Below are 24,836 nucleotides of genomic sequence, written 5' to 3'. Positions count from 1 at the left end.
CGCCATGCCAGCAATGTCCTCCCGCGGCCGCGGCCGCCGAACGATCAACGAGATCAACATGGTCCCGTTCATCGACGTGATGCTGGTGCTGCTGATCATCTTCATGGTCACTGCGCCGTTGATCACGCCGAGCGTGATCAACCTGCCGAGCGTCGACAAGGCCAACAAGCAGCCCGACAAACCGATCGAGATCGTCATCAAGAGCGATGAGGAGGTGCAGATCAAGAAGGACCCGTCCAGCGGCAGCGGCGGCAGCTCGATCCCGATGGCGCAGATCGGCGCGGCAGCCAAGACGGCGCAAGGCGGCGACGACGAGCGTCCGGTCGTCATCAGCGCGGACAAGTCCGTCAAGTACGAGACCGTGGTCAAGGCCATGAACCAGCTCAAGCGCAGCGGCATCGAGCGGGTTGGTCTCTCGGTGCAGACCACGGGCGCGAAGTAAGGCATGTCGCTCGCTGCGGAACGCCCCGAATTCGCGCCGCCGCCGCAGCGCGGCACGCTGCGTGCCGTGCTGCTGGCGCTGTTCGCCCACGCGCTGCTCATCGCCCTGCTGACGTGGGGCGTGAGCTGGCGTCGCGAGGCAGAGAACGATGCCGTCGAGGCCGAGCTGTGGTCATCGACCGTCCAGCAGGCTGCGCCACGCGCGGTGGCGCCGCCGACGCCGACGCCTCCCCCGCCGGTCCCGACGCCGGCACCGCCGCCGCCACCGCCTCCGCCCCCACCGCAGCAGGCCGTGAAGCCGCCCGAGCCGACGCCTACGCCGAAAGCGCCCGACATCGCGCTCGAACGCGAGAAGAAGCTCAAGGAACAGAAGGAACGCGAACTGGAACAGCAGCGGGTCGAACAGCAGAAGAAGCTCGAAGCCCAGAAGAAGGCCGCGCAGGAAAAGAAGGAGGCCGAGGCGCGCAAGCGCGAAGAGGAAGAGGCCGAGCGCAAGAAGGACGAGCAGAAGAAACTCGCCGAGCAGAAGCGCAAGCAGGAAGCCGAAGCGAAGCAGCAGGCCGAGGCCGCGAAGAAGAAGGAGGCCGAGGCGAAGCAGGCCGCCCAGGCGGCCGCCGATCGGGCGGCAACGCTCAAGCGCATGCAGGCGATGGCTGGTACCGGCAACGAAAACTCGACGGGCACCGCTGCGCGTGCTTCAGGCCCATCCGGCGGCTACGGCGCGCGAATCGCCGCGAAGGTTCGCCCCAACATCGTCTATCCGGATGCGGAAACGGTGAGTGGCAATCCCACGGCCGAGTTCGACGTCAGCCTGGCACCGGACGGCACCATCGTCGGTGTCAAGCTCCGCAAGTCCAGCGGGGTTCCCGCATGGGACGAAGCTGCCGAGCGAGGACTGCGGCGCACCGAGACGCTGCCGAGGGATATCGACGGGCGCGTGTTCCCCTCTTTGACGGTCGCGCTGCAGCCAAAGCGCTGACCTCCACCGGTCGCCGCGCCGATTACTTCGCGCGGCCGTACTTGGCGGTGAAGCTCGCCGAAGCCAGCTTGTTGGCGTTGATCATGTAGCCAATCAGCGCGGCAGTGGCGTCCGGCGGAATGTCCAGCTTGTCCGTCTTCAGCGCGTGGACGGTAAAGATGTAGCGGTGCGGCTTGTCTCCCGGCGGCGGGCATGCGCCGCCGAAGCCCGGTGCACCGAAGTCCGTGCGGCCTTGCATGCTGCCGGCCGGCAGGCCCTTGCCGTCTGCGGTGCCCGCACCCTCAGGGATGTCGCTCGCGCTGGCGGGAATGTTGTAGATCACCCAGTGCCACCAGCCCGAGCCGGTCGGCGCATCGGGGTCGTATGCGGTCACGGCGAAACTCCTGGTGCCCTTGGGCGCCCCGCTCCACTTCAACGCGGGCGAGATGTTCTTGCCGGTGCAGCCGAAGCCGTTGAACACCTGCGCATCCGTCAGCGTGCTGCCGGGCTTGATGTCGGGGCTGGCGAGGACGAATCCGGCGGCTTGCGAAATCGGCGCACACGCGGCCAGGGCCACGGCGAGGGATACCGAACGCAGGTTGGTATGCAGGGTCATGGCTCCTCCTTCCCGGATGCTTGCGGGGAGCCGATCATGCCGCGCGTCGCTCGCAGGCGTCCAGCCCTCGCGATCAGGTCGTGCGCTGCCATCGCCGCGAGGCCGCCGAGCACGACTCCGAAGAAGACGTCCGTCGGGTAGTGCACCCCGACGACCACGCGGGCCACGGCCACCAGGGCCGCGAGCACGAGCAGGATGCAGCCGAAGGCCCGATGGCCCGCCACGAGCAGGAACGAGAAAGCCACGGCGCCGTAGGCGGTCGCGTGGCTGCTCGGAAACGAGGGACTCGGGCCATGCGAGATGTGCAGGAAGCCCAGCCCGATCGCGAAGGGCCGCGGCCGGTTCCAGAGCACGCCGATGACCTCGCCAGCCAGCGCACCCAATCCAAGCGCGAGGACCATCGCCAACAGCGGCTTCAGAGACGGCTTCCCTCGACGCAGCGCATAGCCCGCCAGCAGCACCAGCAGCACCCAGTGCGCATGGACCGCGAAGAAGGACGCCGTGCCGATCCACCACCGGGGTGCATCGCCGCTCGCATTCAGAAGCAGGAAGAGCTGGCGATCCAGCGCATCGATCATCGGGAAGCCCTCTACTCGTAGACGACGGCCGCCTTGCCGGCGTCGGCCTGCGCCATCCAGCTCGCCAGCGCGGCGTCGGTCGGGAAGAACTTGGCGCGTTCTCCAAGCTGAAGCTCGACCTGCGCACCGTTCCGAGCCATCGACAGCCGCACGCCCAGCCCCTGCAGCAGTTCGCCGTGCTCGCTCTGCTCGGTGCGCGGCGGGAATTCCTTCACGAGCCGCGCGATGTCCGGCGCCTTGCCGTTCACGGCCACGCGCAGGTACTTGCCGAAGCGGCAGCGCGCCGCAGCGAGGTCCCACGCCTGCATGACCTGGAAACGTGCCTCGAATCCGCCGCGCGCCGGTTGCAGCCGGCCGCTCACGATCACCAGTTCGTCGTCCTTGAGCACATTGCGGTTGGCGTTGAACAGCGCCTCGTCGGCGGTCGCCTCGATCGAGCCCGACTTGTCGTCGAGCTTGAAGATGCAAAGCCGCCCGCGCTGCCCGTTGATGACGCGGAAGTCGCTCACGATGCCGGCGATCACCTGCTGTTCGCGGCTGTCGATCAGGTCGTCGATCGCGCGCTTGCAGAAGCGGCGCACCTCGTGCTCGACCTCGTCGAAGAGGTGGCCCGACAGGTAGAAGCCGACCGCGGTCTTCTCGAAGGTCAACCGTTCCTTCACGCCCCAGGGCGTCGCGTTGACCAGATCGGGCTCCTGCGCCGCCGAGCCGTGCTCGCTGTCCCCGAAGATGTCGACCTGCGCCGCATTGGCCTCGGTTGCCACCGCGAACTCGAAGGCGCGATCGAGCGATGCGATCAGCGACGCGCGGTTCTGCTGCAGCGAATCGAAGGCACCGGCCTTGATCAGCGCCTCGACCGTGCGCTTGTTGATGCGCTGCCGGTCCACACGCACGCAGAAGTCGAACAGGCTCTTGAACGGCCCGCCCTGCTCCCGCGCCCGCACCACCGCTTCGACGGCGAGTTGCCCGGTGCCCTTCACCGCACCGAGCCCGTAGCGGATCACCTTGTCGTTGACCGGCTCGAAGCGGTAGTTGCCGCGGTTCACGTCCGGCGGCTCGAAAGTGATGCCGAAGTTCTTCTGCGCGTCCTCGAACAGCACCTTGAGCTTGTCGGTGTTGTCCATTTCCACCGTCATGTTGGCGCAGAAGAACTCGGCCGTGTAGTGCACCTTGAGCCAACCGGTGTGATAGGCCAAGAGCGAATACGCGGCCGCGTGCGACTTGTTGAAGCCGTAGCCCGCGAACTTCTCCATCAGGTCGAAGATCTCGTCGGCCTTGGCTTCATTGATGCCGTTCTGCGCCGCGCCCTTGCGGAAGATCTGGCGGTGCTCGGCCATTTCCTCGGCCTTCTTCTTGCCCATCGCGCGGCGCAGCAGGTCGGCGCCGCCGAGCGAGTAGCCACCCAGGATCTGCGCGGTCTGCATCACCTGTTCCTGGTAGACCATGATCCCGTAGGTCTCGGAGAGCATGTCGGCCACCAGCGGATGCGGGTACTCGACCGGCTCGCGCCCGTGCTTGCGCGCGACGAAGCTCGGGATCAGGTCCATCGGACCCGGCCGGTACAGCGCGTTGAGCGCGATCAGGTCTTCGAGCCGCGTCGGCCGGGCATCCTTCAGCATGCCCTGCATGCCGCGCGATTCGAACTGGAACACGGCTTCGGTCTTGCCATCCGCGAAGAGCCGGTAGGTCGGCGCATCATCGAGCGGGATGTTCTCGAACGCGAAATTCTCCTGCCCCTTGTGGCGGCGGACGATGAACTCCTTCGCGATCTCGAGGATGGTGAGCGTCGCCAGCCCCAGAAAGTCGAACTTCACGAGGCCGACCGCTTCGACGTCGTCCTTGTCGTACTGGCTCACCGCCGAGTCGCTGCCCGGCTGCTGGTAGAGCGGGCAGAAGTCGGTGAGCTTGCCCGGCGCAATCAGCACGCCGCCCGCGTGCATGCCGATGTTCCGGGTCATGCCTTCGAGCTTCTGCGCGAGCTCGACCAGCGTGCGGACTTCTTCTTCCTTCTCGATGCGGCTCGCGAGTTGCGGCTCCATCTCGATCGCGTAGTTGTTCTTGTCGCCCTCGACCTTGGGCGACGGCGGGTACTGCAGCGTGACCGACATGCCCGGCTTGTTCGGGATCAGCTTGCTGATGCCGTCGCAGAAGGTGTAGCTCATGTCCAGCACCCGGCCCACGTCGCGGATCGCGGCGCGCGCGGCCATGGTGCCGAAGGTGGCGATCTGGCTCACCGCGTCGCGGCCGTACTTGTCCTTCACATAGTCGATCACGCGATCGCGGTTGCCCTGGCAGAAGTCGATGTCGAAGTCGGGCATCGACACGCGCTCCGGGTTCAGGAAGCGCTCGAACAGCAGCTTGTATTCGAGCGGATCGAGGTCGGTGATCTTCAGCGCGTACGCCACCAGCGAACCGGCGCCCGAGCCCCGGCCCGGACCGACCGGGCAGCCATTGTTCTTGGCCCAGTTGATGAAGTCGCCCACGATCAGGAAGTAGCCCGGGAACCCCATTTTGAGGATGGTGTTGATCTCGAACTCCAGCCGCTCCACATAGCGCGGGCGCTCGGCATCGCGCTTGGCCGCATCGGGATAGAGATGCGCAAGCCGCTCCTCGAGGCCCTCGAACGAGGCGTGCCGGAAGTACTCTTCCATCGGCATGCCGTTCGGCGTCGGGAAATTCGGCAGCTGCGGCTTGCCGAGCACCAGCGTCAGGTTGCAGCGCTTGGCGATCTCGATGGTGTTCGCGATCGCGCTCGGCACGTCGGCGAAGAGCGCCTCCATCTCGGCGGAGGATTTGAAGTACTGGGCCTGGGTGAACTTGCGGACGCGTCGCGGGTTGCCGAGGATCTCGCCCTCGGAAATGCAGACGCGCGCCTCGTGCGCCTCGAAATCCTCCGCGGTCGCGAACTGCACCGGATGCGTCGCGACCACCGGCAACTTGAGCCGTGCGGCGAGCTGCACGGCGGCAATGACGTGCGGCTCGTCTTCCGGCCGGCCGGCGCGCTGCAGCTCGACGTAGAAGCGATGCGGGAACATCCCCGCCAGTTGCAGCGCGACGTCGGCGGCGCGCTCGTGCTGGCCCTGGAGCAGCGGCGCACCCAGCGGCCCGGCCTGCGCGCCGGACAGCGCGATCAGCCCGCCCTGCAATTCCTTGAGCCACGCCAGCTTGCAGGCGGCCTGCGCCTGACCACGGCCGACGTTCTGGGTCCAGGCCCGCGCGAGCAGTTCCGAAAGGTTGAGGTAGCCCTCCTTGTTCTGCACCAGCAACAGGATGCGCGTGAGCGCGGCGGGGTCCGATCCCAGGCCTTCGACGATCACTTCCGCGCCGAGGACGGGCTTGACTCCCTTGCCGCGCGCCTCCTTGTAGAACTTGACACCGCCGAACAGGTTGTTCAGGTCGGTGATCGCCAGTGCGGGCTGTTTGTCGGCGGCGGCCGCCTTGACGACTTCATCGATGCGGTTGGTGCCGTCGACGACGGAAAACTCAGTGTGCAGGCGCAGGTGAACGAACATCCGTCGATTGTAGAAAGCGGGGGCTTCACGATGTGATCTCGCTGTCCCTATTGCATCGGGTATCGCATGAGCCTGCCCGCCTAAAATCCCGCCCCGTGCAAGAGACTTTAAACATTGCGGCCTACAAGTTCGTCCCGATCGACGACGCCGCCGAACTGCGCGAAACGCTTCGCGCCAGGACCCACGAAATGGGCCTCAAGGGAACCGTCCTGATCGCGACGGAAGGCATCAATATGTTCGTGGCGGGAACGCCGGATTCGGTGCGCGCCTTTCTGGCGCTGCTCCGCGCGGACCCGCGCTTCGCGGACCTCGAGGCCAAGGAAAGCTGGTCCGCCACCCAGCCGTTCCGCCGCATGCTGGTGAAGATCAAGCGCGAGATCATCCGCATGGACCATCCGGCGATCCAGCCGGCCACCGGCCGTGCGCCCGGCGTGGACGCCGCCACGCTCAAGCGCTGGCTCGATCAGGGCCACGACGATGCCGGCAAGCCGGTCGCGATGCTCGACACCCGCAATGCTTTCGAAGTCGACTACGGCACCTTCGAAGGCGCGATCGACTGGCGCATCCACAAGTTCACCGAATTCCCCAAGGCCGTGCAAAAGCATCGCGACGAACTCGCCGGCAAGACGGTGGTGAGCTTCTGCACCGGCGGCATCCGCTGCGAGAAGGCCGCGATCCTGATGCACGAACTCGGCCTGGACAACGTGTTGCAGCTCGACGGCGGCATCCTCAAGTACTTCGAGGAAATCGGCGGTGCGCACTACAGCGGCGAATGCTTCGTCTTCGACGGGCGTGAATCGCTTTCGCCGGATCTCAAGGCACGCGCCAACGGCGTCAGCGCCCGGGCCTCGGAAGACCCGGACATCGGGATCAAGCACTAGAGAACGGCTCTCCCCCAGCCTCGCCCACTTCGTGGGGCTCGGGCACCCCCTCGCCGGGGGCGACCCCAGCGGCCCGGCGAAGCCGGTTCCGCGGGGTCCTTCGCTCAGCCCGCCGATCGAAAGGCTGGATGGTCGGGCAGCGGAATGAACTCGGTCTCGCCGGGCACGTGGCCGATGCGCTGCGCGGTCCAGTCGGCGCCGGCTTCGAGGATGCGTTCGCGTCGGCTCGACACGAAATTCCAGGTGATGAAGCGCGGCCCATCGAGCGGTTCGCCGCCGATCACCACCGCGCGGACCGCGCCCTGCGTGGTCAACACGCCGCCCTGCCCGTCCGGCAGCACCGCCATCGTGTGTTGCGCAACCGGTTCGCCGTCGAGCGCAAGATCGCCGTCGATCGGGTAGATCGCCAGCTCGGGCGCCAGCGCGGGCAGCTCGAATCGCGCGCCCGCAGGCAGCGCGATGTCGAGGTAGATCGTCTTCGAGAAAGTCGCAACCGGCGAACGCACGCCGAAGGCGTCACCGATCAGCACGCGCACCGGCACGCCCTGCACTTCGAGCGCCGGGATGTCCTCCGCTGCCGTGTGCGTGAAGCTGGGCTCGGCTTCCTCATGCGCCTGCGGCAGCGCGCACCAGAGCTGGAGGCCATGATTCACATAGGTCGCTTGCAGCAGGCGCTCGGGCTTGCGCTCCGAATGCACGATGCCGCGGCCGGCGGTCATCCAGTTGATCGCGCCGGGATGGATCTCCTGCACGCTCCCGAGGCTGTCGCGATGCATCATCGCGCCCTCGAAAAGATAGGTCACCGTCGCGAGGCCGATGTGCGGATGCGGTCGGACATCATGCTGGTTGCCGGGCTGCTCGGTCGCTGGCCCGAAATGATCGAAAAAGACAAAGGGCCCGACCGAACGGCGCTTGGCAGCTGGCAGCAGACGGCGGACGTTGAAGCCGCCTCCCAGGTCCTTGTCATGGGGTTGAAGCTGGAGCATTTCGGTCATCGTGGTGTTCCGGTCTGATCTGGGTCAGTCTTTTAGCACTGAGGCCACGCGCTCGCCAAACGCGATGGCGGTATCGAAGTCGCCTTTCGCCATCTCGGCCGGGCTGGCGTCCGTGGGTGACGTGGTGAGCAGCCCGTTGTAGCCGCCGACATAGTTGATCGAATCGCGCTTCGCCGCCTTGTCGTTGCTCGGCATGATGCCCAGGCTGATCCAGAGCCCGCCGTGCTGCATCGCGAAGTGCCAAAGGTAGGTCAGCGTGGCGTCCTTGTCACCGTTCATCGCGCTGCTGTTGCTGAAGCCGGCGAAGAACTTGTTCTTCCAGCCCTGCGTGTACCAGACCTTCGAGGAAGCGTCCGCAAACTTCTTGAACTGCCAGCTCGGTCCGCCCATGTAGGTCGGTGCACCGAGGATGATCGCGTCGGCGCCTGCGAGCAGATCCCAGCCATGGGCCGGCAGGTTGCCGTCGGCATCGATCGCGAGCAGGTGCGCGCCCGCACCATCGGCCACGGCCTGCGCCACGCGCTGCGTGTGGCCGTAGCCCGAATGAAAAACAACAACGATCTCGGCCATCGCCTCTCCGTGCTAGTGAACCGGCGAAGCTTAATGCCAGAAACACAGCGGACCGGCGTTGCCGGTCCGCTGGTGCTCCCCCTGAGCGGGAGTGGGTTACTTCTTGTCGATCGACAGTCGTCCAGCACCGAAGGCGGCCAGCGCCAACAGGCCACCCACCACGGCGATGTTCTTGGTGAAGAGCAGCGTGACCATCATCTTCTGCGCCTCAGGTACAGCCCAGTAGGGGTGGAAGAAGAACGAAGCGGCCAGCGTGAACACGGCCAGCACGATCGCGGCGAGGCGGGTCTTGTAGCCCAGCAGGAGCGCCGCGCCGGCGCCGATCTCGACGATGATGGCGATGACCGCGCCCAGGGCTGGCAACGGCAGGCCCACCGAGCTGATGTAGCCCACGGTGCCCGCAAAGCCCATCACCTTGCTGATGCCGGCCGGGATGAACATGTAGGCCACGAGGATGCGGCCGATCAGGGCCAGTGCGTCTTGCGCCGCACCGGTGGTGGCGGCCGGAGCGGCGTAGTTGGATGCGGTGGTGGTGGTCATGGGATGAACTCCTGTGTTGAAAAAACGAAAGAGAAAAAGCCTGTCAGCAAGACCCGGCCTTTTCGGGAATCCCGCGGAACCGGCTCTGCCGGGCCGCCGGGATTGCCCCCGGAGAGGGGGTGGAGAGTGACACGAAGTGCACGAGCCTGGAGGCCAGTTCAGCTCGTGAGGTCGAACACCAGCACTTCGGCGTCCTTGCCGCCGTCGAGCGTGAGTTGAGATTCGCCCTCGATCAGGGCCGCATCTCCGGCGGTGAGCTTCGTGCCGTTGGCCGCGAGCTCGCCGCGCACCAGGTGCACGTAGCTCTTGCGCTTCGGGTCGAGCGTGAGGCTGGCTTTTTCGTCGCCATCGAACAGGCCTGCGAAGAGCTTCGCGTCGGCGTGCACCCGCACCGAGCCGTCGGCGCCGTCCGGCGATGCGACCAGGCGCAGCTTGCCGCGCTTCTCGGCCTCCGCAAAGCTCTTCTGCTCGTAGCTCGGCGCAATGCCGTGCACGTTCGGCTCGATCCAGATCTGCAGGAAATGCGTGGTCTGGTCGGCCTTGTGGTTGAACTCGCTGTGCATCACGCCGCGGCCGGCGCTCATCCGCTGCACGTCGCCGGGCGGGATGGATTCCACATTGCCCATGCTGTCCTTGTGCGCGAGTTCGCCGGACAGCACGTAGCTGATGATTTCCATGTCCCGGTGGCCGTGCGTGCCGAAGCCGGCGCCGGCCGCAACGCGGTCTTCGTTGATCACGCGCAGGTTGCCGAAACCCATGTGCGCGGGGTCGTAGTAGCCGGCGAAGGAAAAACTGTGGAACGAGCGCAGCCAGCCGTGGTCGGCATAGCCGCGTTCCTGGGATTTACGGACTTGCAACATCGTTGACTCCGGCCCTTGCATTCCAGGGCCTTTTCGGTATGCCGCGCCCTGTGCGCGGCGGATGTCACGAACTTTAGGGTCCGCACCTGCCGCAAAAAGCAATACCGTTTGATGGCATCATTCAATTTTTTGAATGATTAGCCCATGCCGACTGCCCGCGACGTCCTGACGCCCGACGCGCTGGCGATGCTGCAGACCGTGGCCAGCACGGGCAGCTTCGCGGCCGCGGCGCGAACGCTCAATCTCGTGCCCAGCGCCCTGAGCTACCGGGTCCGGCTGATCGAGGACGCACTGGACGTGCTGCTTTTCGATCGCAGCGGTCGCCGTGCCCGCGTGACCGAAGCCGGCATCGAGCTGCTGCGCGAGGCCTCCCGCCTGCTCGGCGAGATCGATGCCGTTGCCAACCGGGTCAAGCGCGTCGCCACCGGCTGGGAGCCGATGCTCACGATCGCGGTCGACAGCGTGATTGCGCGAGACCCGCTGCTCGATCTGGTCGGCGCCTTCTATGCACTCGATCCGCCGACGCGACTCAAGCTGCGCGACGAGACATTGCTCGGCACCATCGAGGCGCTGACGAGCGGCGAAGCCGATCTCGCGATCGGGGCGGTGCTCGACGCCGCCAGCCTCGCCTTCACCGCCACCGGCATCCGCAGCCGGCCGATCGGGAAGCTGGCCTTCGTGTATGCCGTCGCGCCGCACCATCCGCTGGCCCGCATCGACGAACCGCTGAGCGACGACGTGCTGAAACAGCACCGCGCGGTCGCCGCGGCGGATTCCTCGCGCGCCGGCCCGAGCATGACGGTCAATCTGGTCGGCGGCCAGGACGTGCTGACCGTGGCGACCATGCAGGCCAAGCTGGCGGCGCAACTGCACGGGCTGGGCGGCGGTTTCCTCCCCGAGCCGATGGCGCGGCCCTATATCGAGGCCGGGCACCTGGTCGAGCGGCGGACGGTGCGCGTGACGCCGATCGCGACCATGCACTGCGCCCGGCGCGTCCGCACCGCCGGCCATCCGGGGCGCGCGTTGCAGTGGTGGCTCGAGCAGTTCGAGCACGAGGGCAGCCGCCGCGCGTTGCTCGAACGTCACCGCGGCCGCTGAAGAGCGGTCGCCAGCGGTTAGAGTGCCTTGCCTGCTTCCCACAACCAACCAGCGAGACGACCGCCATGATCCTTCGACCCCCTGCCGACCGCCACCGACCCGCCCCGTCCCGCCACTATGCGGTGGTCGGGGCGGGCATCGCCGGCGTGGCCTGCGCCCGCACGCTGATCCAGGCGGGGCACCGCGTCACCGTGTTCGAGCGCGAAGCCGCCGCCGGCGGACGCATGGCCAGCGTCTCGACGCCGTTCGGGCGTTTCGACACCGGCACGCAGTACTTCACCGTGCGCGACCCGCGCTTCACGCAAGCGATCGAGACCGCGCCGGGCATCTGCAAACCCTGGAGCGCGAATCTCGTGCGCGTGCTCGACGCCCATGGGCGCGTCGCCGAAGCCGCGCTCCCGGGCCTCGAACAGCACTGGGTCGCGCAGCCCGGCATGGATGCCCTCGTCAAGCAATGGGCGGCGCCGCTCGGCGATGCCCTCGTCCCGGGGACGAACGTGACACGCATCGAGCCCGACGCGCTCGATGCAAGGCGCTGGCAGCTCCGCACGGCCGGTAACGACGATTCGCAGCACGTCTATTCTGGCTTCGATGCGGTGCTCCTTGCCGTCCCACCGGCCCGCACACGCGAGTTGCTCGACGGCGGCCGGCTTTCGCGCACGATCAGCAAGAAAGTCGAGCGGGTGCGCGTCGCCCCCTGCTGGACGCTCATGATCGCCTTCCCGCAGGCCAACCGAGGCGACGATGTCGCATCTCGGCCCGCAATGGAACGTGGCGCGCAGCACGCACCACCGCGTCGCCTGGCTGGCGCGCGAATCGTCGAAGCCCGGCCGTGACCGCATCGAACGCTGGACCGTGCAGGCCAGCCCCGCGTGGTCGCTGGAACACCTGCGCGACGATCGAGCGCGCGTCGAGGCCAAGCTGCTTCGCGCCTTCTCCGAGATCACCGGCATCCGTGCCGAGCCTTCGCATTCGCAGGCGCGCTGCTGGCCTGAGGCGCAGACCCAGGTGCCGGCCGGCGCGGAGCATCTGTGGGACGCCGAGGCCCGCATCGGCGCGGCGGGCGACTGGTGCATCGGGCACCGGGTCGAAGACGCCTTTCTTTCGGGCCTGACGCTCGCGCTGAAGGTCATCTGACGCTTGCGCAGGACGGCATGACGCGGATCGGCCGCTTCGCTCCTTCGCCGACCGGGCCGCTTCATGCCGGTTCGCTGGTGGCCGCGCTGGCCAGCTGGCTCGACGTGCGGGCTCAAGGCCCGGACGCGCGGTGGCTGGTGCGGATCGAAGACGCCGACACCGAGCGCTGCCTGCCGGGCATGGGCGAGGTGATCCTTTCGCAGCTTGCCGCCTGCGCGCTGATGCCGGACGAACCGCCGGTCTGGCAGACGCAACGCACGCATCGCTACGAACTGGCGCTCGACAAATTGAAGGCCGTCGGACTCGCCTACCCCTGCGGCTGCTCTCGCAAGGACATCGACGAAGCGCTGGCGCGGCGCGGCGCCCTTCACACGCGGCACGGCGAGCGGGTCTACCCAGGCACCTGCCGCGACGGCCTGCACGGCAAGGCCCCGCGCGCATGGCGATTCGCCGCAACGAAATTCCAGGAAGAAGCGGCGGAGCCTCTGCTGCGTTGGCGCGACCGCCGCCTCGGCGATCAGCAGCAGGACGTGGCGCGCGAAGTCGGCGACTTCGTGCTCAAGCGCGCGGACGGCCCGTGGGCCTACCAGCTTGCCGTGGTGGTCGACGATGCCGAACAAGGCGTGACGGATGTCGTCCGCGGCGAAGACCTCGCGGACAACACCGCGCGGCAGATCCTGCTGCAGCGCGCGCTCGGTCTGCGGACGCCCCGCTATCTCCACACACCGCTGGTGCTCGGCCCGGACGGCGAAAAACTCTCGAAGCAGAACGGCGCGACGCCGCTGCGGACGGGGACGCCCGCCGAGGCGCTCGCCGCCCTCGACGCGGCCGCGCAGCGACTCGGGCTTCGCGCCACGGCCGCCGACTCGGCCCCGGAAGCGCTCGCGCAGTGGGTTCCGCAATGGCGCGATCTCTACAATTCGCGCCCGTGATCAGCCCCATCAACGACATCCCCCACGACCCGCCGGAAGACGCCCAGGGCGACAAGCCCACCGGCGAAGCGCATCCGCTGCATCGGCGCCTCAAGAGTTTCGTGAGGCGTGCCGGCCGCACCACCGATGGCCAGGCGCGCGCCTATGAGCAATTCGGCCCCCGGTTCCTGCTGCCCTACGCCCCCGCGCCGCTCGATCTCGAATCGGCATTCGGCCGCAAGGCGCCGACCATTCTGGAGATCGGCTTCGGCATGGGCGAGGCCACCGCGCACATCGCGGCGCTCATGCCCGAAAAGAACTTTCTGTGCTGCGAAGTGCACGAGCCCGGCGTCGGCGCGCTGCTCAAGCGCATCGGCGAACAGAACTTGCACAACATCCGCATCTGCGCGCACGACGCGGTCGACGTGCTCGACCACATGCTGCCGCCCGCGACGCTCGCCGGCGTGCATGTGTTCTTCCCCGACCCGTGGCACAAGAAGCGGCACAACAAGCGGCGGCTGATCCAGGGGCCTCTGGTGCGCAAGCTGGCGGACCGGCTCGCACCGGCGGCTATCTGCATTGCGCCACCGACTGGCAGCCCTACGCCGAGCAGATGCTCGAAGTCCTCTCGCAGGAGCCGCTGCTGCGCAACACCGCGCAAGCCTACGCACCCAAGCCGCCCTACCGGCCGCTGACGAAGTTCGAGAACCGTGGCCTCAAGCTGGGCCACGGGGTCTGGGACGTGGTGTTCGAGCGCGTCTGAGCGCGCGCCGCTCAGTGCGCGAGCGAGAGCGCCAGCGCTTCGCCCGCGGTCGCGGCATGGAATCCGCGCGCCGACAAGGCATCCTCCTGCTGCGCCAGGATCAGCGCCGCGCGATGCGCGGTACGGCTCGCGATCTTGGTGTGAGTGATCAGCGCCTGCCACTCGCGCTCGAGGTCTTCCGGCGACCGGTCGCCCGGCGCGCTCATCAGCGCCTTGCTCACATCGACCAGCGCCGCAGCAGCGCTCAGGCAGATGTTGACAGCCGACTGCGCCGCGCTGCCGCGAAAGCGCTGCGCCTCGGACAGAGAACCGCCGCCGATGGCCTCCAGCGGCGAATCGATCGACAGTCCGAAATGTGCGCCTTCCCAGAGTTCATTGTCGGCATGCGCAAGCACTTTCTCGATGGCAAGAAGCGCGTTTTCAAGCAGGGCGGTATCGGTGGACGTGGGCTTCATTTCATTCGCGGGCGCTGATTTTCGGCACGGCGGGAATGGTGACAGGCCGGGCCGGATCGGCCCTGTGAAAAATGCCACACGCTTGATGCAAAAGTTAACACTTTTGGATTCCTGCAACGGTCTCGTTCGCCACACGCATGGCAGACCCGCGTCAGTCCCGTGAACTACTCCCTTTGTTTGCGCCAATCAAGTTGCTACATTTTTTGTCGATTGCAAAGAAAGGCAAACCGATGGAACTGACGCGCAGGAGTTGGATGGGCAAGGCCGGCGCCACGCTGTTGCTCGGCGGCGCCGCGATCTACGCGGGTCGGCCGGCCCACGCGCAAACGGCCAGCCCCAGCCCCAGCCGCGTGCCGGCCGCGGCACCGCGCACCGTGGTGCTCGGGCAATCGGTGCCGTTGACCGGCGCGGCCAGCGAGATCGGCCTCGCATTCGCGGCGGGCGCCAAGCTCTATGCCGACCAGTTCAACGAATCCAGCGCGGCGAGCGGCATCCAGCTCAAGCTGCTGCAGCTCGACGACGGCTACGACGCCGCACGCGCCACCGCCAACGCGCGCAAGCTCCTGGACACGGACAAGGCGGACATGCTCTTCGGCTTCGTCGGCACCGCCAGCAGCGATGCGGGCGCCGCCATCGCCGCGAAGCAGGGCTCGATCCTGTTCGCGCCATTCGCGGCCGCCGACAACCTGCGCGGCCCGAGCGCACCCAACGTCTTCCACGTGCGTCCGAGCATGGCCGACGAGGCGATCAAGATCCTGCGCCAGTGCGCGGCCGTCGGGCAGACGCGCATCGCGCTCATCGGCGACGACGACGCGATGGGCCGCGCGGGCCTCGCGGCGGTCCGGCAGGCGATCGACGAACTCAAGATCGCGCCGCTCGTCGCCACCGCGATGGTGCCGGAGAGCGGCGACAAGATCGATGTCGCGGTGGCGGGCATCCTGAAGCAATCGCCGCAGGCCATCGTGCTGGTGTCGCTCTCGGGCACGACTTCGAACGTGGTGCGCAAGCTGCGCAAGAGCGGCTATTTCGGCACGCTGATGACCTTCTCGATCGTGGGCATCGACCCGCTCTACGCCACGCTCGGCAAGGACGTGGGCGGCATGGTGATCTCGCAGGTGGTGCCTTCGCCGCGCCCGTCGGCGATCCCGATCGTCAAGGAGTACCTGGCCGCGGTCGACAACTCCGACCAGACCGCCTCCTACGAAGGCCTCGAAGGCTTCATCGCCGCCAAGGCCGCCGGCGAGGCGGTGCGCCGGGCGGGCAAGGGCTTCACGCCCGCGACGCTGCAGCGGGCGATGGCCGGAATGACCGACTACGACGTCGGTGGCTTCCGCATCAACCTGCGGCCCGGCTTGCGAGATCCCGATCGGAGCATTGACTTGATCAGCATCGCGAAGGACGGCAGAGTTCTTCGTTGAACACCCCCAGCCTCGCCCGCTTCGTGTGGCTCTGCACCCCCTCAAGGGGCCGCACCCCGGCGGCCCGGCGGAGCCGGTTCCGCGGGTGCCCCCGGTCATGCGGTGCTCCCCAGGCGTTGCAAGGTATCGACTGACAGTAGCTCGATGCGGCCGTAGCGCAGGGCGATCACGCCTTCGTCGGCCATCGCGTTGAGCTCCTTGGACAGCGTCTGTCGCGTCACGCCGAGCATCATCGCGAGCGCTTCCTGCGGCAGCGAAACGGTTCGCCGCAACTCCGGCGATTGCGTGACGTCGCCGCGCGCGAGCGATATCAGCCGCCGCGCCACGCGGGCCCGCAGGCCACGCAAGGTGGCGTCTTCCATCAATCCATAGAGCCCCCGCACGCGCGCCGCCAGCAATGCGGCGATCGCGCGCGCAAAGGCGGCGTCCTGCATCTGCCGCACAAAGGCCTCGTAGGGCACGACCAGCAGGTCGAGCGCCGACAGCGCGGTGGCATCGTGGGTGCGCGGCGAACCGTCGATGAGGCTGATCTCGCCGAACCAGTTGCCGGGCTCGAGCACCGCGAGGATCGCCTCGCGCCCGTCCTGCCGCAGCGTCGAGATCTTGATGGTGCCGGACGCGAGGCCGTAGAAACCCGCGCCCGCGACATGCACCGGGTCGCCCTGCCGGAAAACCATCGCGCCGCGCCGCAGATGGATCAACTCTGCGGCGCCGAGCAGGGCTTCGCGCTGCGTGCGGCTCATCGAGGCGAACCACGGATTGGCGTCCAGCGCCGTGCGATGCGCGGCGGAAATGCGGGGTCTCGACGTCGGCGGCATTCGGGGTTTGTATGGGCGCCACATTGTCAAATTATTGACAGTTGAGCGTCAACCGCGCGTCTACAGTGGCCCGCATCCCACGGAGACGAAACCATGAACGCAAGAGCGAATTTCACCCGCATGCAGGACAGCACGCGCGAGGACTGGCAACAGATCGGCGGCGAGTTCATGCACTTCGCGACCGGCCTGCCCGATCGCGTGATCAAGCACCTGCAGATCCTCGAAGGCGACTACGGCGGCTTCCCGATCGACCGCTACGCGCATTCGCTGCAGACCGCCACGCGCGCCCTGCGCGACGGCCGCGACGAGGAGTACGTGGTGTGCGCGCTGCTGCACGACATCGGCGACACGCTCGGCAGCTTCAACCATCCGGACATCGCCGCGGCGATCGTGAAGCCTTTCGTGAGCGAGGAGAACCACTGGATGGTGCAACACCACGGCATCTTCCAGGGCCACTACTTCTTCCATCACATCGGGCTCGACCGCGACCTGCGCGAGAACTTCCGCAGCCATCCGAACTTCGAGCGCACGGCCGAGTTCTGCGAGCTCTACGACAACCCGGCCTTCGATCCGAAAGCCGAGACCTTGCCGATCAGCGAATTCGAGCCGATGCTCCGGCGTGTGATGGCGCAACCGCGCCAGAGCCTCTACAAGGCCGCCTTGAAATCCGAACAGGCCGCCGCCTGAACCCAATCACCAGGAGACCCCGATGAACGCCACCTCCACCAGCGAAGTCCAGAAACTCGTCAGCGCCGAAGAATGGCAACTGCGCGTCGACCTTGCCGCCTGCTACCGGCTGGTCGCGCTCCACGGCTGGAGCGACCTCGTCTTCACCCATATCAGCGCGCGCGTGCCGGGGCCGGAGCACCACTTCCTGATCAACCCGTATGGGCTGATGTTCGACGAGATCACGGCGTCGAGCCTGATCAAGGTCGACAAGAACTGCAACAAGATCATCGATTCTCCCTACCCGGTCAACCCGGCGGGCTTCGTGATCCACAGCGCGGTGCACGAGGCGCGCGAGGACATCCAGTGCGTGCTGCACACCCACACGCGTGCCGGCATCGCGGTCAGCGCGCAGAAGAACGGTGTGCTGCCGATCAGCCAGCAGTCGACCTTCGTGCTGGCTTCGCTGGCGTACCACGACTACGAAGGCGTCGCCTTCCGCGAGGACGAAAAGCCGCGCCTGCAGGCCGACATGGGCGAAGCGAATTTCCTGATGCTTCGCAACCACGGCCTGCTGACCGTGGGCAAGACCATCGCGGACGCCTTCCTCGCGATGTACACCTTCGAGAGCACCTGCCAGATCCAGATCGCTGCGCAGGCCGGCGGCGGCGAACTCACGCAGGTCGACCCGCGCATCGTCGAAGGCGTGGGGCATGCGATGAAGGTGCAGACGGGGGGCCTGGGCGGCGCTTTCGTCTGGCCGGCGCTGATCCGCAAGCTGGATCGGGTCGATCCGTTGTACAAGAGCTGAGGAGCTGAGTCCGGGGGCGGGATCACGCCGACGGCGTACTCTGCTCCGCGAATGTCCCCCGCCCTTCGGGCTCCTCCTTTATTTCGCTGCGCAGAGCACGCCATCGGCGCGATCCGTCACGGCGGTTGTTGATCTCTCCGCAGAGCACAGCGTTTCCCTGGCGAGGGTGCCGGGTGGTCCCCGCAGCGAAATAAAGGAGGAGGCCGAAGGCCGGGGGACATTCGCGGAGGGGACCACCCGGCGCCCTCGCCACACACCCCGGCGGTTATTTCGAGAACACCCAAAGCGCTAGATATCCAGGCCGCCGCCGTCACGCGACGGAGGTAGCCGGCCGCGGGCGTCCTCTTCCACGCGGCAGTACTCGCGCAGCTTGATCAGCGCACCGTACAGCGCATCCCGCTCCTGCGAATCCAGCACGCGCAATGCCGTCGCCTGACGCTGACGCGCGATCGGGATCGCCTCGGCATGCAGCGCCCTGCCCGACTCCGTGATCGAGCAGAACACCTTCTTGCGCGGCGTGTTGCCCTCGGCGCGCAACTCGACGTATCCCCTGTTCTCCAGAAGCTTCAGCGTGCGGCTCACCAGCGCCTTGTCGGAGGTCGACTGCTGTACCAGGTCGCTGAAGGCCAGCGTCTGTGCATGAGCCACGAGCGACAGCACGCGCCACTCGGACACCGACAGCCCGAACTGGTCGGCATAGGGCAGCGTGACGATGCGCCGCAGGGCGTTCCCCACCTGGCTCATCATGGTCGTGATAAAGGCATCGACGGTGAGGCCGGTCCCTGCCGCGTCGAGGTCGGTCCAGGGCGTTGTCTGTGCGCCGGCTGGCCGGGAAGAGCTTTGGTCAGTCATGTGGCGCGCATTGTTCCATGGCGGGCGACGGCCTGATTCTCGAAGATTTCAAGCACATATTCCATCCAGTCAATCGGTGTTTACAGCAAGTTGATTGATCAACAATCAGGCGGAAAATTCTCTCTCGTTAGTGAATCACTGTTTCACTAATGAACCAACAGTTTTCTCATGTAGCCAGCCGCCATGCAGGGCCTTCACCTCCGCATGGTTCTTTCCCAGGAGCCCCCGATGTTCTCGACCCGTCGCCAAGTTCTTCTTGCGGCCACGATGGCGGCTTGCGCCATGACCGCCGGAGCCGCCGCCTTCGCCGAAGCGGCCTACCCTGCCAAGACGATCAGCGTGATCGTGTCCTACCCGCCGGGCGGCGACACGGACGCCATCGCGCGCCTGTTCGCGGACAAGCTCTCGCAGCGCCTGAACCAGGCAGTCATCATCGACAACAAGCCCGGCGCCGGCGGCGCACTCGGCAACAACTTCGTGGGCCGCGCCCAGCCGGACGGCTACACCTTGCTCTTTACGCCGAACCCCTTCACCACCGCGCCGCTCGTGATGAAGCTGTCGCCGAGCGCCAGCTACGACGTGCTGCATGGCTTCGAGCCGATCATCAACACCGCCACGCAGCCGCTGGTGCTGGTTGCGAACCCCGCGGTCGGCGTCAAGACGCTGCCCGAACTGATCAAGCTCGCCAAGGGCGGCAAGCAGGTCACCTACGCCAGCCCGGGTGCCGGCTCGCCGATGCACATCGTGGGCGAGTGGCTCAACAAGGCCGCGGACGTCAAGTTCACGCACGTGCCTTACAAGGGCGTCGGCCCCTCGGTCACCGACGTGGTGGCCGGCCATGTGGACACCGCCTGGGTCACCTTCGGCGCGGTGCGTGCCTACCTCGAAAACGGCCGCCTGGTCCCGCTCGCGATCGGCGATGCGCAGCGTTCCAAGCTCGCGCCGAACGTGCCCACGCTGGTCGAGCTGGGCTACAAGGACGTGGTCGTCGGTTCGTGGAACGGCTTCTTCGCGCCCAAGGGCACGCCCGCGCCGGTCGTGAAGATGCTCAACGAGAACCTCAACGAGATCCTCAAGCAGCCTGAAGTGGCCGAGAAGCTGGCGGTATTCGGCGCGCTGCCCGCGGGTGGCTCTGCCGACAAGCTGGGCAAGATCAACTCGACCGACTACACGGTCATGGGCAAGGTCATCAAGGACCTGGGCATTAGCGCTGAGTAAGGCTCGCCCCCAGGCTGCGCGCACTTCGTGTCGCTGCGCCAACCCCTACCGGGGGCAACACCAGCGGACCGGCAGAGCCGGCTCCGCGGTGTTTCGCGAATGGGCTTCGCTGCGCTTGCCCTTGAAGGGGGCGCGGCGGTGTGAGGTGAATATGAAGAATCCCCTGAGATTTCTACTCCCGGCGCATCGACGTTGGGTGCGGATATTCCGCAGGTCACGGCGCGGGCCAAGGTGCTGGGTCGTGCGATGTATGCGGGCGACATCAAGCTGCCGGGCATGCTGCACGGCAAAGTGTTGCGTAGTCCCTATCCGCATGCGCGGATCGTGTCGATCGATGTGTCGGAAGCACTCGCGCTGCCGGGCGTGAAGGCGGTGCTGACGGGCGCCGATGCGCCGCGCGCGATGTGGGGCGTGCATCACAAGGAACGGCGGATCCTCGCCGAAGGCATCGTTCGCTTCGCGGGCGAGGAAGTGGCCGCCGTGGCCGCGACGACGGAAGAGATCGCGCGCGATGCGCTGGACCTTATCCGCGTCGAGTACGAAGAGCTGCCCGCGATCCTCACGCCCGAAGAGGCGATGGACGAAGAAGCGCCCGGCGTGCATCCGGGGCGCAACAACATCTCGCACGAGATCCGTTTCGAGCGCGGGGATGTGGATGCGGGTTTCGCGTCGGCGCACATCGTGCACGAAGCGACCTACGACACGCACGCGCAGTACCCGGGCTATCTGGAGCCGATGGGCACGGTCGCGACGATCGACCCGGAAGGCCGGCTCGTCGTGTGGACCTCGACGCAGTCGATCACGCAGGCGCGTTTGCGGCTCGCCGCAGCGCTGGAGCGGCCGATCTCCAGCATCCGCGTGCTCCAGGCGACCACCGGCGGCGGCTTCGGCGGCAAGATGGTGGAAGACGCCAACAACCTCATCGCCGGCCTGCTGGCGGTGAAGACCGGCAAGCCGGTGCGGGTGGTCAACAACCGGCTCGAAGACTTTCTCGCCTGCTGTTCCAGCGTGCCCGAGCGCATCACGCTCAAGCTGGGCATGGACAAGGGCGGGATCATCGTCGCGAAGGACGTTCGCATCGTTGCCGAGTGCGGCGCGTACTCGGGCCTCTCCGCCGAAGTGATGCACGTCACCGCGATGCGCAGCGACAACATGCACCGCAACCCCAACGTGCGCTCGCATGCCACGCTGGTCTACACCAACAACCCGCCGCACGGCGCGTTCCGCGGCTTCGGCGGCACGCAGATGCAGTTCGCGCTCAACAGCCACATCCACACGATGGCCGGCATGCTCGGGCTCGATCCGGTCCTGATCCACAAGCGCAATGCGATCCGCAAGGGCGACGTGTCGATCCACGGCTGGGAGATCGGCAGCACCGGCCTCGTCGAGTGCATCGACCAGGCGACGCAGGCGCTCGACTGGGAAGCCAAGCGCAAGGCACCGAAATCCAATGGGCCGAAAAAGCGCGGCGTCGGCATGGCCGCCGCGATGCACGTGAGCGGCAACCGCACCATCGGCAACTGGGATGGCTCGACCGTCATCGTCAAGATCAACGAGGACGGCCGCGTCTTCATCATGAGCGGCGAATGCGACATGGGCCAGGGCGCAATGACGATGCTGAGCCAGGTGGTCGCGCATGAACTCGATCTGCCGCTCGCGCACGTGCTCGTGCTGCAGCCCGACACCGACACCTCGCCGATCGCGATCGGCTCGCTCGCCTCGCGCGTGACCATCGCCGCCGGCAACGCCGCGATCGTGGCCGCACGCATGGCGCGCGACAAGCTCTTCGCACTGGCATCGAAGCAGTGGAAGGTGCCGATCGATCAACTGAAGATCGCAGGCGGCGCGGTTTTCGTCGCCGACGCACCCGAGCGCCGCGCGACCATCGCCGAACTCGCCAAGCTGCATGTCTGGACGCACGGCGGCGAAGGCATCCAGGTCAGCGGTACCTGGGACGCCAGGACGGTCATGCATGACGACAAGGTCTACGGCAACATCGCGCCGGCCTACTCCTTCGCCGCGCAGGCGGTCGAGGTCGAGGTCGACACCGAGACCGGCCAGGTCACCGTGCTCGACAGCTACGTCTCGGACGACTGCGGCAAGGCGCTGAACCCGATCGCGATCCACGGCCAGACCAACGGCGCCACGGTGCAGGCCTTCGGCTGGGCGCTCTACGAGCAGCTCCAGCTCGACAACGGCCGCCTGATGAACGGCAACTTCGCCGACTACACGATGGCCACCGCCGACGCAGTGCCGCTACTGCGCGGCGGCTTCGTCGAATCGAACGACCCGAACGGGCCCTACGGCGCGAAGGGCGCGAGCGAGACGGCGATCCTGCCCGGTGCGCCCGCCATCGCGAACGCGGTGTTCGACGCTGTCGGCGTGCGGATCACCGAGTTGCCGATCACCCCTGAAAAGATCCTCGCCGCCCTGCGCGCGAAGCAAGAGGAGACGCCTCATGCGTGACTTCGACTATCTCGAACCGACCACCGTCGACGAAGCCAGCCGCATGCTCGGCGACCTCGGCGACGAATGCCGCGCGATCGCGGGCGGTACCGCGCTGATGCTCGGCATGCGCCAGCGCATGCTGACGCCGACGCACCTTGTCTCGCTCGCACGCATCGAGGCGCTGCGGGGCATCGACTTCGATCCGCGCAAGGGCCTGCGCATCGGCGCCCTCTCGCGCCATGCGGACGTGGCGAATTCGACGATCGTGCAAAAGCACTACCCGGTGCTCGCGAGCATGGCCTCGCGTGTCGCGAATCCGCAGGTGCGCAACCAGGGCACGATCGGCGGCAACCTCTGCTATGCGGACCCGTCCACCGATCCGCCGGGCTGCCTGATGGCGCTCGATGCGCAAGTCGTGCTCGGCAGCGCGCGCGGCGAGCGCGTGCTCCCCGTCGAGGAGTTTCTGGTCGACTACTACGTGACCGCACTGGAGCCCGACGAGATGGTCGTCGAGATCCGCGTGCCGCCGCTCGCGGCCGGCACCGACGGCGTGTACGCGCGCTTTCTGCGGACGGCGGCCGAGCACCGGCCGCTCGCGAGCGTCGCCCTCGTCGCGCAACGCGACGGCAAGCTCTGCCGACAAGCGAAGCTCAGCGTCGGCGCATCGACACCGATTCCGACACGCCTGCGGCGTGCCGAAGCCTTCCTCGAAGACCGCATGGTCACTCCCGAGGTCATGGCCGAGGTGGCCGACATCGTCGCTGCCGACATCGAGCCGGTCTCGGACGCCCGCGGCTCGGCGGACTTCCGCCGCGAGATGGTGCGCGTCGTCGCGCGCCGCACCGTGGCCGAACTGTTCGACCTCGACATGAACGAAGGAGCCCAGCAATGAGCCAACACCGCATCGAATGCACCGTGAACGGCGAGGCGCAAAGCGTCGAGGTGCCGGCACGCCGGCTGCTGTCGGACTTCCTGCGCGACGACCTGCATCTCACCGGCACCAAGCGCGGCTGCGAAACCGGCATCTGTGGCGCCTGCTCGGTGCTGGTGGATGGCGAAGTCGTCAAGTCGTGCCTCAAGCTGGCCGTGCAGGTGCAAGGCTGCGAGATCACGACCGTCGAGGGCCTTGCCAACGGCGACCGGCTTCATCCGCTGCAGGAAAGCTTCATGCAATGCGGCGGACTTCAATGCGGCTACTGCACGCCGGGCTTTCTCATGACCTCGTGCGCCATGCTCGAGAAGAACCCCCAACCGACCGCCGATGAAGTGCGGCACGGCCTCAACGGCAACCTCTGCCGCTGCACCGGCTACACCCAGATCGTCGAGTCCATCCTGACCGCCGCGGAGAAGATGCGTGGAAATTGAAAAGACACTGACCGTCGCTGCCCCGCCGCAGCGCGTATGGGCCCTGCTGCTCGATCCGCAGGTGATGGGTGGCTGCGTGCCGGGCATGAAATCGATCGACGTGGTGAGCGATGTCGAGTACGTCGCGCTGATGCACGTGAAGATCGCCTTCATCAACGCCGGTTCCGGCTCCGCACCACCATCGTGGAGCAGCGCGAGCCGAGCTACCTGCGCGCCGAGGGCACGGGAGAAGATGCCTCGGTCGCCAGTTCGCTGAAACAGCGGAGCGAGATCTTCCTCACGCCGACCGCGGAAGGCGGCACCGAACTGCGCATCAAGGTCAACGTCGACGTGCTCGGCCGCCTCGGCACCTTCGGCCTCAGCGTGATGAAGACCAAGGCCGACCGGATGTGGGAAGAGTTCGGCGCGAACCTTGCCGCGCGCATCGATGGTGGTGCGGTGCCGGTGGCTTCCGCGCCGGCAGCGCCCGCGCCGGCGCCGGCGCCCAGGGCGGCGACCGCCGCCGTGCGCAAGCCGGCGCCCGAGGTCGTGCACGAGGCGGCCTCGGCCGTCGCGCCGGTCCTCTCCGACAGTGGCGAGCCGGTCCATGCCGCGCGTCCCCACGTCACGGCCACTCGACCGACAAGCGCGCACGAACGCGAGCCCGAACCCGGCTGGTGGTCCCGCCTGCTCGGCACGCGTAACGGCCGCTCCGCCCACGTGGCTTCGACAGACCGCTCGATCCGCATCGAGATCCGACAACTCGACAAGACGATCCACGTCGAATGGCCGCTCGAAGGCGCGGAACAGTGCAAGGACTGGCTGCGGAAGCTCCTCGCGAAGTAACGATGCGGCGGCAGCCGCTATGATGAGTCCGGCGCCGCGCCCATCGACCCCGGTCGGTATGCGCGGCGCCACGTCGCTCGGACGGTTCCGGGCGCCAACG

22 protein-coding genes and 3 pseudogenes are annotated in these 24,836 nt (G+C 67.1%); 15 read left to right on the top strand and 10 right to left on the bottom strand.

Annotation, left to right across the window (positions count from 1 at the left end):
* Positions 1 to 4 precede the first annotated feature (4 nt).
* The gene (locus ACQ858_RS07730) at positions 5 to 442 is read left to right on the top strand and encodes an ExbD/TolR family protein (RefSeq protein ID WP_431276147.1); all 438 of its coding nucleotides are present in this window, start codon (positions 5 to 7) and stop codon (positions 440 to 442) included.
* A 3-nt stretch (positions 443 to 445) separates the two neighbouring features.
* The gene (gene tolA, locus ACQ858_RS07725) at positions 446 to 1,420 is read left to right on the top strand and encodes a cell envelope integrity protein TolA (RefSeq protein ID WP_431276146.1); all 975 of its coding nucleotides are present in this window, start codon (positions 446 to 448) and stop codon (positions 1,418 to 1,420) included.
* Positions 1,421 to 1,442: 22 nt separating this feature from the next.
* Here tolA and ACQ858_RS07720 read toward each other — a convergent pair whose 3' ends face one another.
* Genes ACQ858_RS07720 through dnaE form a run of 3 tightly spaced genes read right to left on the bottom strand, consistent with a single transcriptional unit; the run spans position 1,443 to position 6,105 of the window.
* The gene (locus ACQ858_RS07720; protein WP_431276145.1) at positions 1,443 to 2,015 is read right to left on the bottom strand and encodes a YbhB/YbcL family Raf kinase inhibitor-like protein; all 573 of its coding nucleotides are present in this window, start codon (positions 2,013 to 2,015) and stop codon (positions 1,443 to 1,445) included.
* Complete coding sequence (locus ACQ858_RS07715) at positions 2,012 to 2,593, bottom strand: phosphatase PAP2 family protein (RefSeq protein ID WP_431276144.1); 582 nt, start codon at positions 2,591 to 2,593, stop codon at positions 2,012 to 2,014. The genes ACQ858_RS07720 and ACQ858_RS07715 overlap by 4 nt, the downstream gene beginning before the upstream one ends.
* An 11-nt stretch (positions 2,594 to 2,604) precedes the next feature.
* Positions 2,605 to 6,105, bottom strand: coding sequence for a DNA polymerase III subunit alpha (gene dnaE / locus ACQ858_RS07710; RefSeq protein ID WP_431276143.1), 3,501 nt, complete (start codon positions 6,103 to 6,105; stop codon positions 2,605 to 2,607).
* 95 nt (positions 6,106 to 6,200) lie between these two features.
* On the opposite strand from dnaE, the gene ACQ858_RS07705 reads away from it, so the two are divergent.
* On the top strand, positions 6,201 to 6,986 hold the full coding sequence (locus tag ACQ858_RS07705) for a sulfurtransferase (RefSeq protein WP_431276142.1): 786 nt from the start codon (positions 6,201 to 6,203) through the stop codon (positions 6,984 to 6,986).
* 104 nt (positions 6,987 to 7,090) lie between these two features.
* Here ACQ858_RS07705 and ACQ858_RS07700 read toward each other — a convergent pair whose 3' ends face one another.
* The 4 genes from ACQ858_RS07700 to ACQ858_RS07685 all read right to left on the bottom strand — a co-directional run bounded on the left by ACQ858_RS07700 (position 7,091) and on the right by ACQ858_RS07685 (position 9,951).
* Positions 7,091 to 7,981: a pirin family protein gene (locus ACQ858_RS07700; protein ID WP_431276141.1), complete on the bottom strand. Its 891-nt coding sequence runs from the start codon at positions 7,979 to 7,981 to the stop codon at positions 7,091 to 7,093.
* Between the two features lie 24 nt (positions 7,982 to 8,005).
* Positions 8,006 to 8,551: a flavodoxin family protein gene (locus tag ACQ858_RS07695; RefSeq protein WP_431276140.1), complete on the bottom strand. Its 546-nt coding sequence runs from the start codon at positions 8,549 to 8,551 to the stop codon at positions 8,006 to 8,008.
* Positions 8,552 to 8,647: 96 nt separating this feature from the next.
* Complete coding sequence (locus ACQ858_RS07690) at positions 8,648 to 9,091, bottom strand: DoxX family protein (RefSeq protein ID WP_431276139.1); 444 nt, start codon at positions 9,089 to 9,091, stop codon at positions 8,648 to 8,650.
* Between the two features lie 158 nt (positions 9,092 to 9,249).
* On the bottom strand, positions 9,250 to 9,951 hold the full coding sequence (locus ACQ858_RS07685) for a pirin family protein (RefSeq protein WP_431276138.1): 702 nt from the start codon (positions 9,949 to 9,951) through the stop codon (positions 9,250 to 9,252).
* Positions 9,952 to 10,095: 144 nt separating this feature from the next.
* On the opposite strand from ACQ858_RS07685, the gene ACQ858_RS07680 reads away from it, so the two are divergent.
* From ACQ858_RS07680 to trmB, 4 genes and pseudogenes are all read left to right on the top strand, one after another.
* Entirely contained in the window at positions 10,096 to 11,049 is a 954-nt protein-coding gene (locus ACQ858_RS07680) for a LysR family transcriptional regulator (RefSeq protein ID WP_431276137.1), read from the top strand.
* A gap of 65 nt (positions 11,050 to 11,114) precedes the next feature.
* A pseudogene (locus ACQ858_RS07675) lies at positions 11,115 to 12,186 on the top strand (NAD(P)/FAD-dependent oxidoreductase).
* A 17-nt stretch (positions 12,187 to 12,203) separates the two neighbouring features.
* Complete coding sequence (gluQRS, locus tag ACQ858_RS07670; RefSeq protein ID WP_431276136.1) at positions 12,204 to 13,118, top strand: tRNA glutamyl-Q(34) synthetase GluQRS; 915 nt, start codon at positions 12,204 to 12,206, stop codon at positions 13,116 to 13,118.
* Positions 13,088 to 13,860: pseudogene (gene trmB, locus ACQ858_RS07665) on the top strand (tRNA (guanosine(46)-N7)-methyltransferase TrmB). Before gluQRS ends, trmB begins: the two are co-directional and overlap by 31 nt.
* An 11-nt stretch (positions 13,861 to 13,871) precedes the next feature.
* Here the strand turns inward: trmB and ACQ858_RS07660 are convergent.
* Entirely contained in the window at positions 13,872 to 14,432 is a 561-nt protein-coding gene (locus ACQ858_RS07660) for a hypothetical protein (RefSeq protein WP_431276135.1), read from the bottom strand.
* 113 nt (positions 14,433 to 14,545) lie between these two features.
* Here ACQ858_RS07660 and ACQ858_RS07655 point away from each other — a divergent pair, with 113 nt between their 5' ends.
* Positions 14,546 to 15,733: an ABC transporter substrate-binding protein gene (locus ACQ858_RS07655; RefSeq protein ID WP_431276134.1), complete on the top strand. Its 1,188-nt coding sequence runs from the start codon at positions 14,546 to 14,548 to the stop codon at positions 15,731 to 15,733.
* A 95-nt stretch (positions 15,734 to 15,828) separates the two neighbouring features.
* Here the strand turns inward: ACQ858_RS07655 and ACQ858_RS07650 are convergent, their stop codons facing one another.
* The gene (locus tag ACQ858_RS07650) at positions 15,829 to 16,551 is read right to left on the bottom strand and encodes a Crp/Fnr family transcriptional regulator (RefSeq protein ID WP_431276133.1); all 723 of its coding nucleotides are present in this window, start codon (positions 16,549 to 16,551) and stop codon (positions 15,829 to 15,831) included.
* A 93-nt stretch (positions 16,552 to 16,644) separates the two neighbouring features.
* On the opposite strand from ACQ858_RS07650, the gene ACQ858_RS07645 reads away from it, so the two are divergent.
* Both ACQ858_RS07645 and ACQ858_RS07640 read left to right on the top strand, forming a co-directional pair.
* On the top strand, positions 16,645 to 17,238 hold the full coding sequence (locus tag ACQ858_RS07645) for an HD domain-containing protein (RefSeq protein WP_431276132.1): 594 nt from the start codon (positions 16,645 to 16,647) through the stop codon (positions 17,236 to 17,238).
* A 22-nt stretch (positions 17,239 to 17,260) separates the two neighbouring features.
* Positions 17,261 to 18,028: a class II aldolase/adducin family protein gene (locus ACQ858_RS07640; protein WP_431276131.1), complete on the top strand. Its 768-nt coding sequence runs from the start codon at positions 17,261 to 17,263 to the stop codon at positions 18,026 to 18,028.
* Between the two features lie 288 nt (positions 18,029 to 18,316).
* Here the strand turns inward: ACQ858_RS07640 and ACQ858_RS07635 are convergent, their stop codons facing one another.
* Complete coding sequence (locus tag ACQ858_RS07635; protein WP_431276130.1) at positions 18,317 to 18,880, bottom strand: MarR family winged helix-turn-helix transcriptional regulator; 564 nt, start codon at positions 18,878 to 18,880, stop codon at positions 18,317 to 18,319.
* 228 nt (positions 18,881 to 19,108) lie between these two features.
* Here ACQ858_RS07635 and ACQ858_RS07630 point away from each other — a divergent pair, with 228 nt between their 5' ends.
* The 5 genes and pseudogenes from ACQ858_RS07630 to ACQ858_RS07610 all read left to right on the top strand — a co-directional run bounded on the left by ACQ858_RS07630 (position 19,109) and on the right by ACQ858_RS07610 (position 24,736).
* Positions 19,109 to 20,098, top strand: coding sequence for a Bug family tripartite tricarboxylate transporter substrate binding protein (locus ACQ858_RS07630; protein WP_431276129.1), 990 nt, complete (start codon positions 19,109 to 19,111; stop codon positions 20,096 to 20,098).
* A 246-nt stretch (positions 20,099 to 20,344) separates the two neighbouring features.
* Positions 20,345 to 22,564, top strand: coding sequence for a xanthine dehydrogenase family protein molybdopterin-binding subunit (locus ACQ858_RS07625; RefSeq protein ID WP_431276812.1), 2,220 nt, complete (start codon positions 20,345 to 20,347; stop codon positions 22,562 to 22,564).
* Positions 22,557 to 23,438: an FAD binding domain-containing protein gene (locus tag ACQ858_RS07620; RefSeq protein ID WP_431276128.1), complete on the top strand. Its 882-nt coding sequence runs from the start codon at positions 22,557 to 22,559 to the stop codon at positions 23,436 to 23,438. Before ACQ858_RS07625 ends, ACQ858_RS07620 begins: the two co-directional genes overlap by 8 nt.
* A complete protein-coding gene (locus ACQ858_RS07615) occupies positions 23,435 to 23,911 on the top strand; it encodes a (2Fe-2S)-binding protein (RefSeq protein WP_431276127.1) in 477 nt (158 codons plus the stop codon). The genes ACQ858_RS07620 and ACQ858_RS07615 overlap by 4 nt, the downstream gene beginning before the upstream one ends.
* Positions 23,901 to 24,736, top strand: a pseudogene (locus ACQ858_RS07610) (CoxG family protein). The gene ACQ858_RS07615 and the pseudogene ACQ858_RS07610 overlap by 11 nt, the downstream one beginning before the upstream one ends.
* Positions 24,737 to 24,836 lie beyond the last annotated feature (100 nt).

Origin of the sequence: Variovorax ureilyticus, from assembly GCF_050632185.1 — a bacterium.
GTDB classification, from domain to species: domain Bacteria; phylum Pseudomonadota; class Gammaproteobacteria; order Burkholderiales; family Burkholderiaceae_C; genus Variovorax; species Variovorax ureilyticus_A.
Note: the sequence above shows the minus strand (reverse complement) of the source record. Positions and strands in the feature narration are given on the sequence as shown.

What these genes read in the sequence shown, in the direction of transcription:
- ACQ858_RS07730 (WP_431276147.1), top strand. Translation starts at nt 5, where the DNA reads ATGCCAGCAATGTCCTCCCGCGGCCGCGGCCGCCGAACGATCAACGAG.
- ACQ858_RS07695 (WP_431276140.1), bottom strand. Translation starts at nt 8,551, where the DNA reads ATGGCCGAGATCGTTGTTGTTTTTCATTCGGGCTACGGCCACACGCAG.
- gluQRS (WP_431276136.1), top strand. Translation starts at nt 12,204, where the DNA reads ATGACGCGGATCGGCCGCTTCGCTCCTTCGCCGACCGGGCCGCTTCAT.
- ACQ858_RS07620 (WP_431276128.1), top strand. Translation starts at nt 22,557, where the DNA reads ATGCGTGACTTCGACTATCTCGAACCGACCACCGTCGACGAAGCCAGC.
- ACQ858_RS07720 (WP_431276145.1), bottom strand. Translation starts at nt 2,015, where the DNA reads ATGACCCTGCATACCAACCTGCGTTCGGTATCCCTCGCCGTGGCCCTG.
- dnaE (WP_431276143.1), bottom strand. Translation starts at nt 6,105, where the DNA reads ATGTTCGTTCACCTGCGCCTGCACACTGAGTTTTCCGTCGTCGACGGC.
- ACQ858_RS07630 (WP_431276129.1), top strand. Translation starts at nt 19,109, where the DNA reads ATGTTCTCGACCCGTCGCCAAGTTCTTCTTGCGGCCACGATGGCGGCT.
- ACQ858_RS07645 (WP_431276132.1), top strand. Translation starts at nt 16,645, where the DNA reads ATGAACGCAAGAGCGAATTTCACCCGCATGCAGGACAGCACGCGCGAG.
- ACQ858_RS07690 (WP_431276139.1), bottom strand. Translation starts at nt 9,091, where the DNA reads ATGACCACCACCACCGCATCCAACTACGCCGCTCCGGCCGCCACCACC.
- ACQ858_RS07685 (WP_431276138.1), bottom strand. Translation starts at nt 9,951, where the DNA reads ATGTTGCAAGTCCGTAAATCCCAGGAACGCGGCTATGCCGACCACGGC.
- ACQ858_RS07615 (WP_431276127.1), top strand. Translation starts at nt 23,435, where the DNA reads ATGAGCCAACACCGCATCGAATGCACCGTGAACGGCGAGGCGCAAAGC.
- ACQ858_RS07650 (WP_431276133.1), bottom strand. Translation starts at nt 16,551, where the DNA reads ATGCCGCCGACGTCGAGACCCCGCATTTCCGCCGCGCATCGCACGGCG.
- ACQ858_RS07680 (WP_431276137.1), top strand. Translation starts at nt 10,096, where the DNA reads ATGCCGACTGCCCGCGACGTCCTGACGCCCGACGCGCTGGCGATGCTG.
- ACQ858_RS07655 (WP_431276134.1), top strand. Translation starts at nt 14,546, where the DNA reads ATGGAACTGACGCGCAGGAGTTGGATGGGCAAGGCCGGCGCCACGCTG.
- ACQ858_RS07635 (WP_431276130.1), bottom strand. Translation starts at nt 18,880, where the DNA reads ATGACTGACCAAAGCTCTTCCCGGCCAGCCGGCGCACAGACAACGCCC.
- ACQ858_RS07715 (WP_431276144.1), bottom strand. Translation starts at nt 2,593, where the DNA reads ATGATCGATGCGCTGGATCGCCAGCTCTTCCTGCTTCTGAATGCGAGC.
- ACQ858_RS07640 (WP_431276131.1), top strand. Translation starts at nt 17,261, where the DNA reads ATGAACGCCACCTCCACCAGCGAAGTCCAGAAACTCGTCAGCGCCGAA.
- ACQ858_RS07700 (WP_431276141.1), bottom strand. Translation starts at nt 7,981, where the DNA reads ATGACCGAAATGCTCCAGCTTCAACCCCATGACAAGGACCTGGGAGGC.
- tolA (WP_431276146.1), top strand. Translation starts at nt 446, where the DNA reads ATGTCGCTCGCTGCGGAACGCCCCGAATTCGCGCCGCCGCCGCAGCGC.
- ACQ858_RS07625 (WP_431276812.1), top strand. Translation starts at nt 20,345, where the DNA reads ATGTATGCGGGCGACATCAAGCTGCCGGGCATGCTGCACGGCAAAGTG.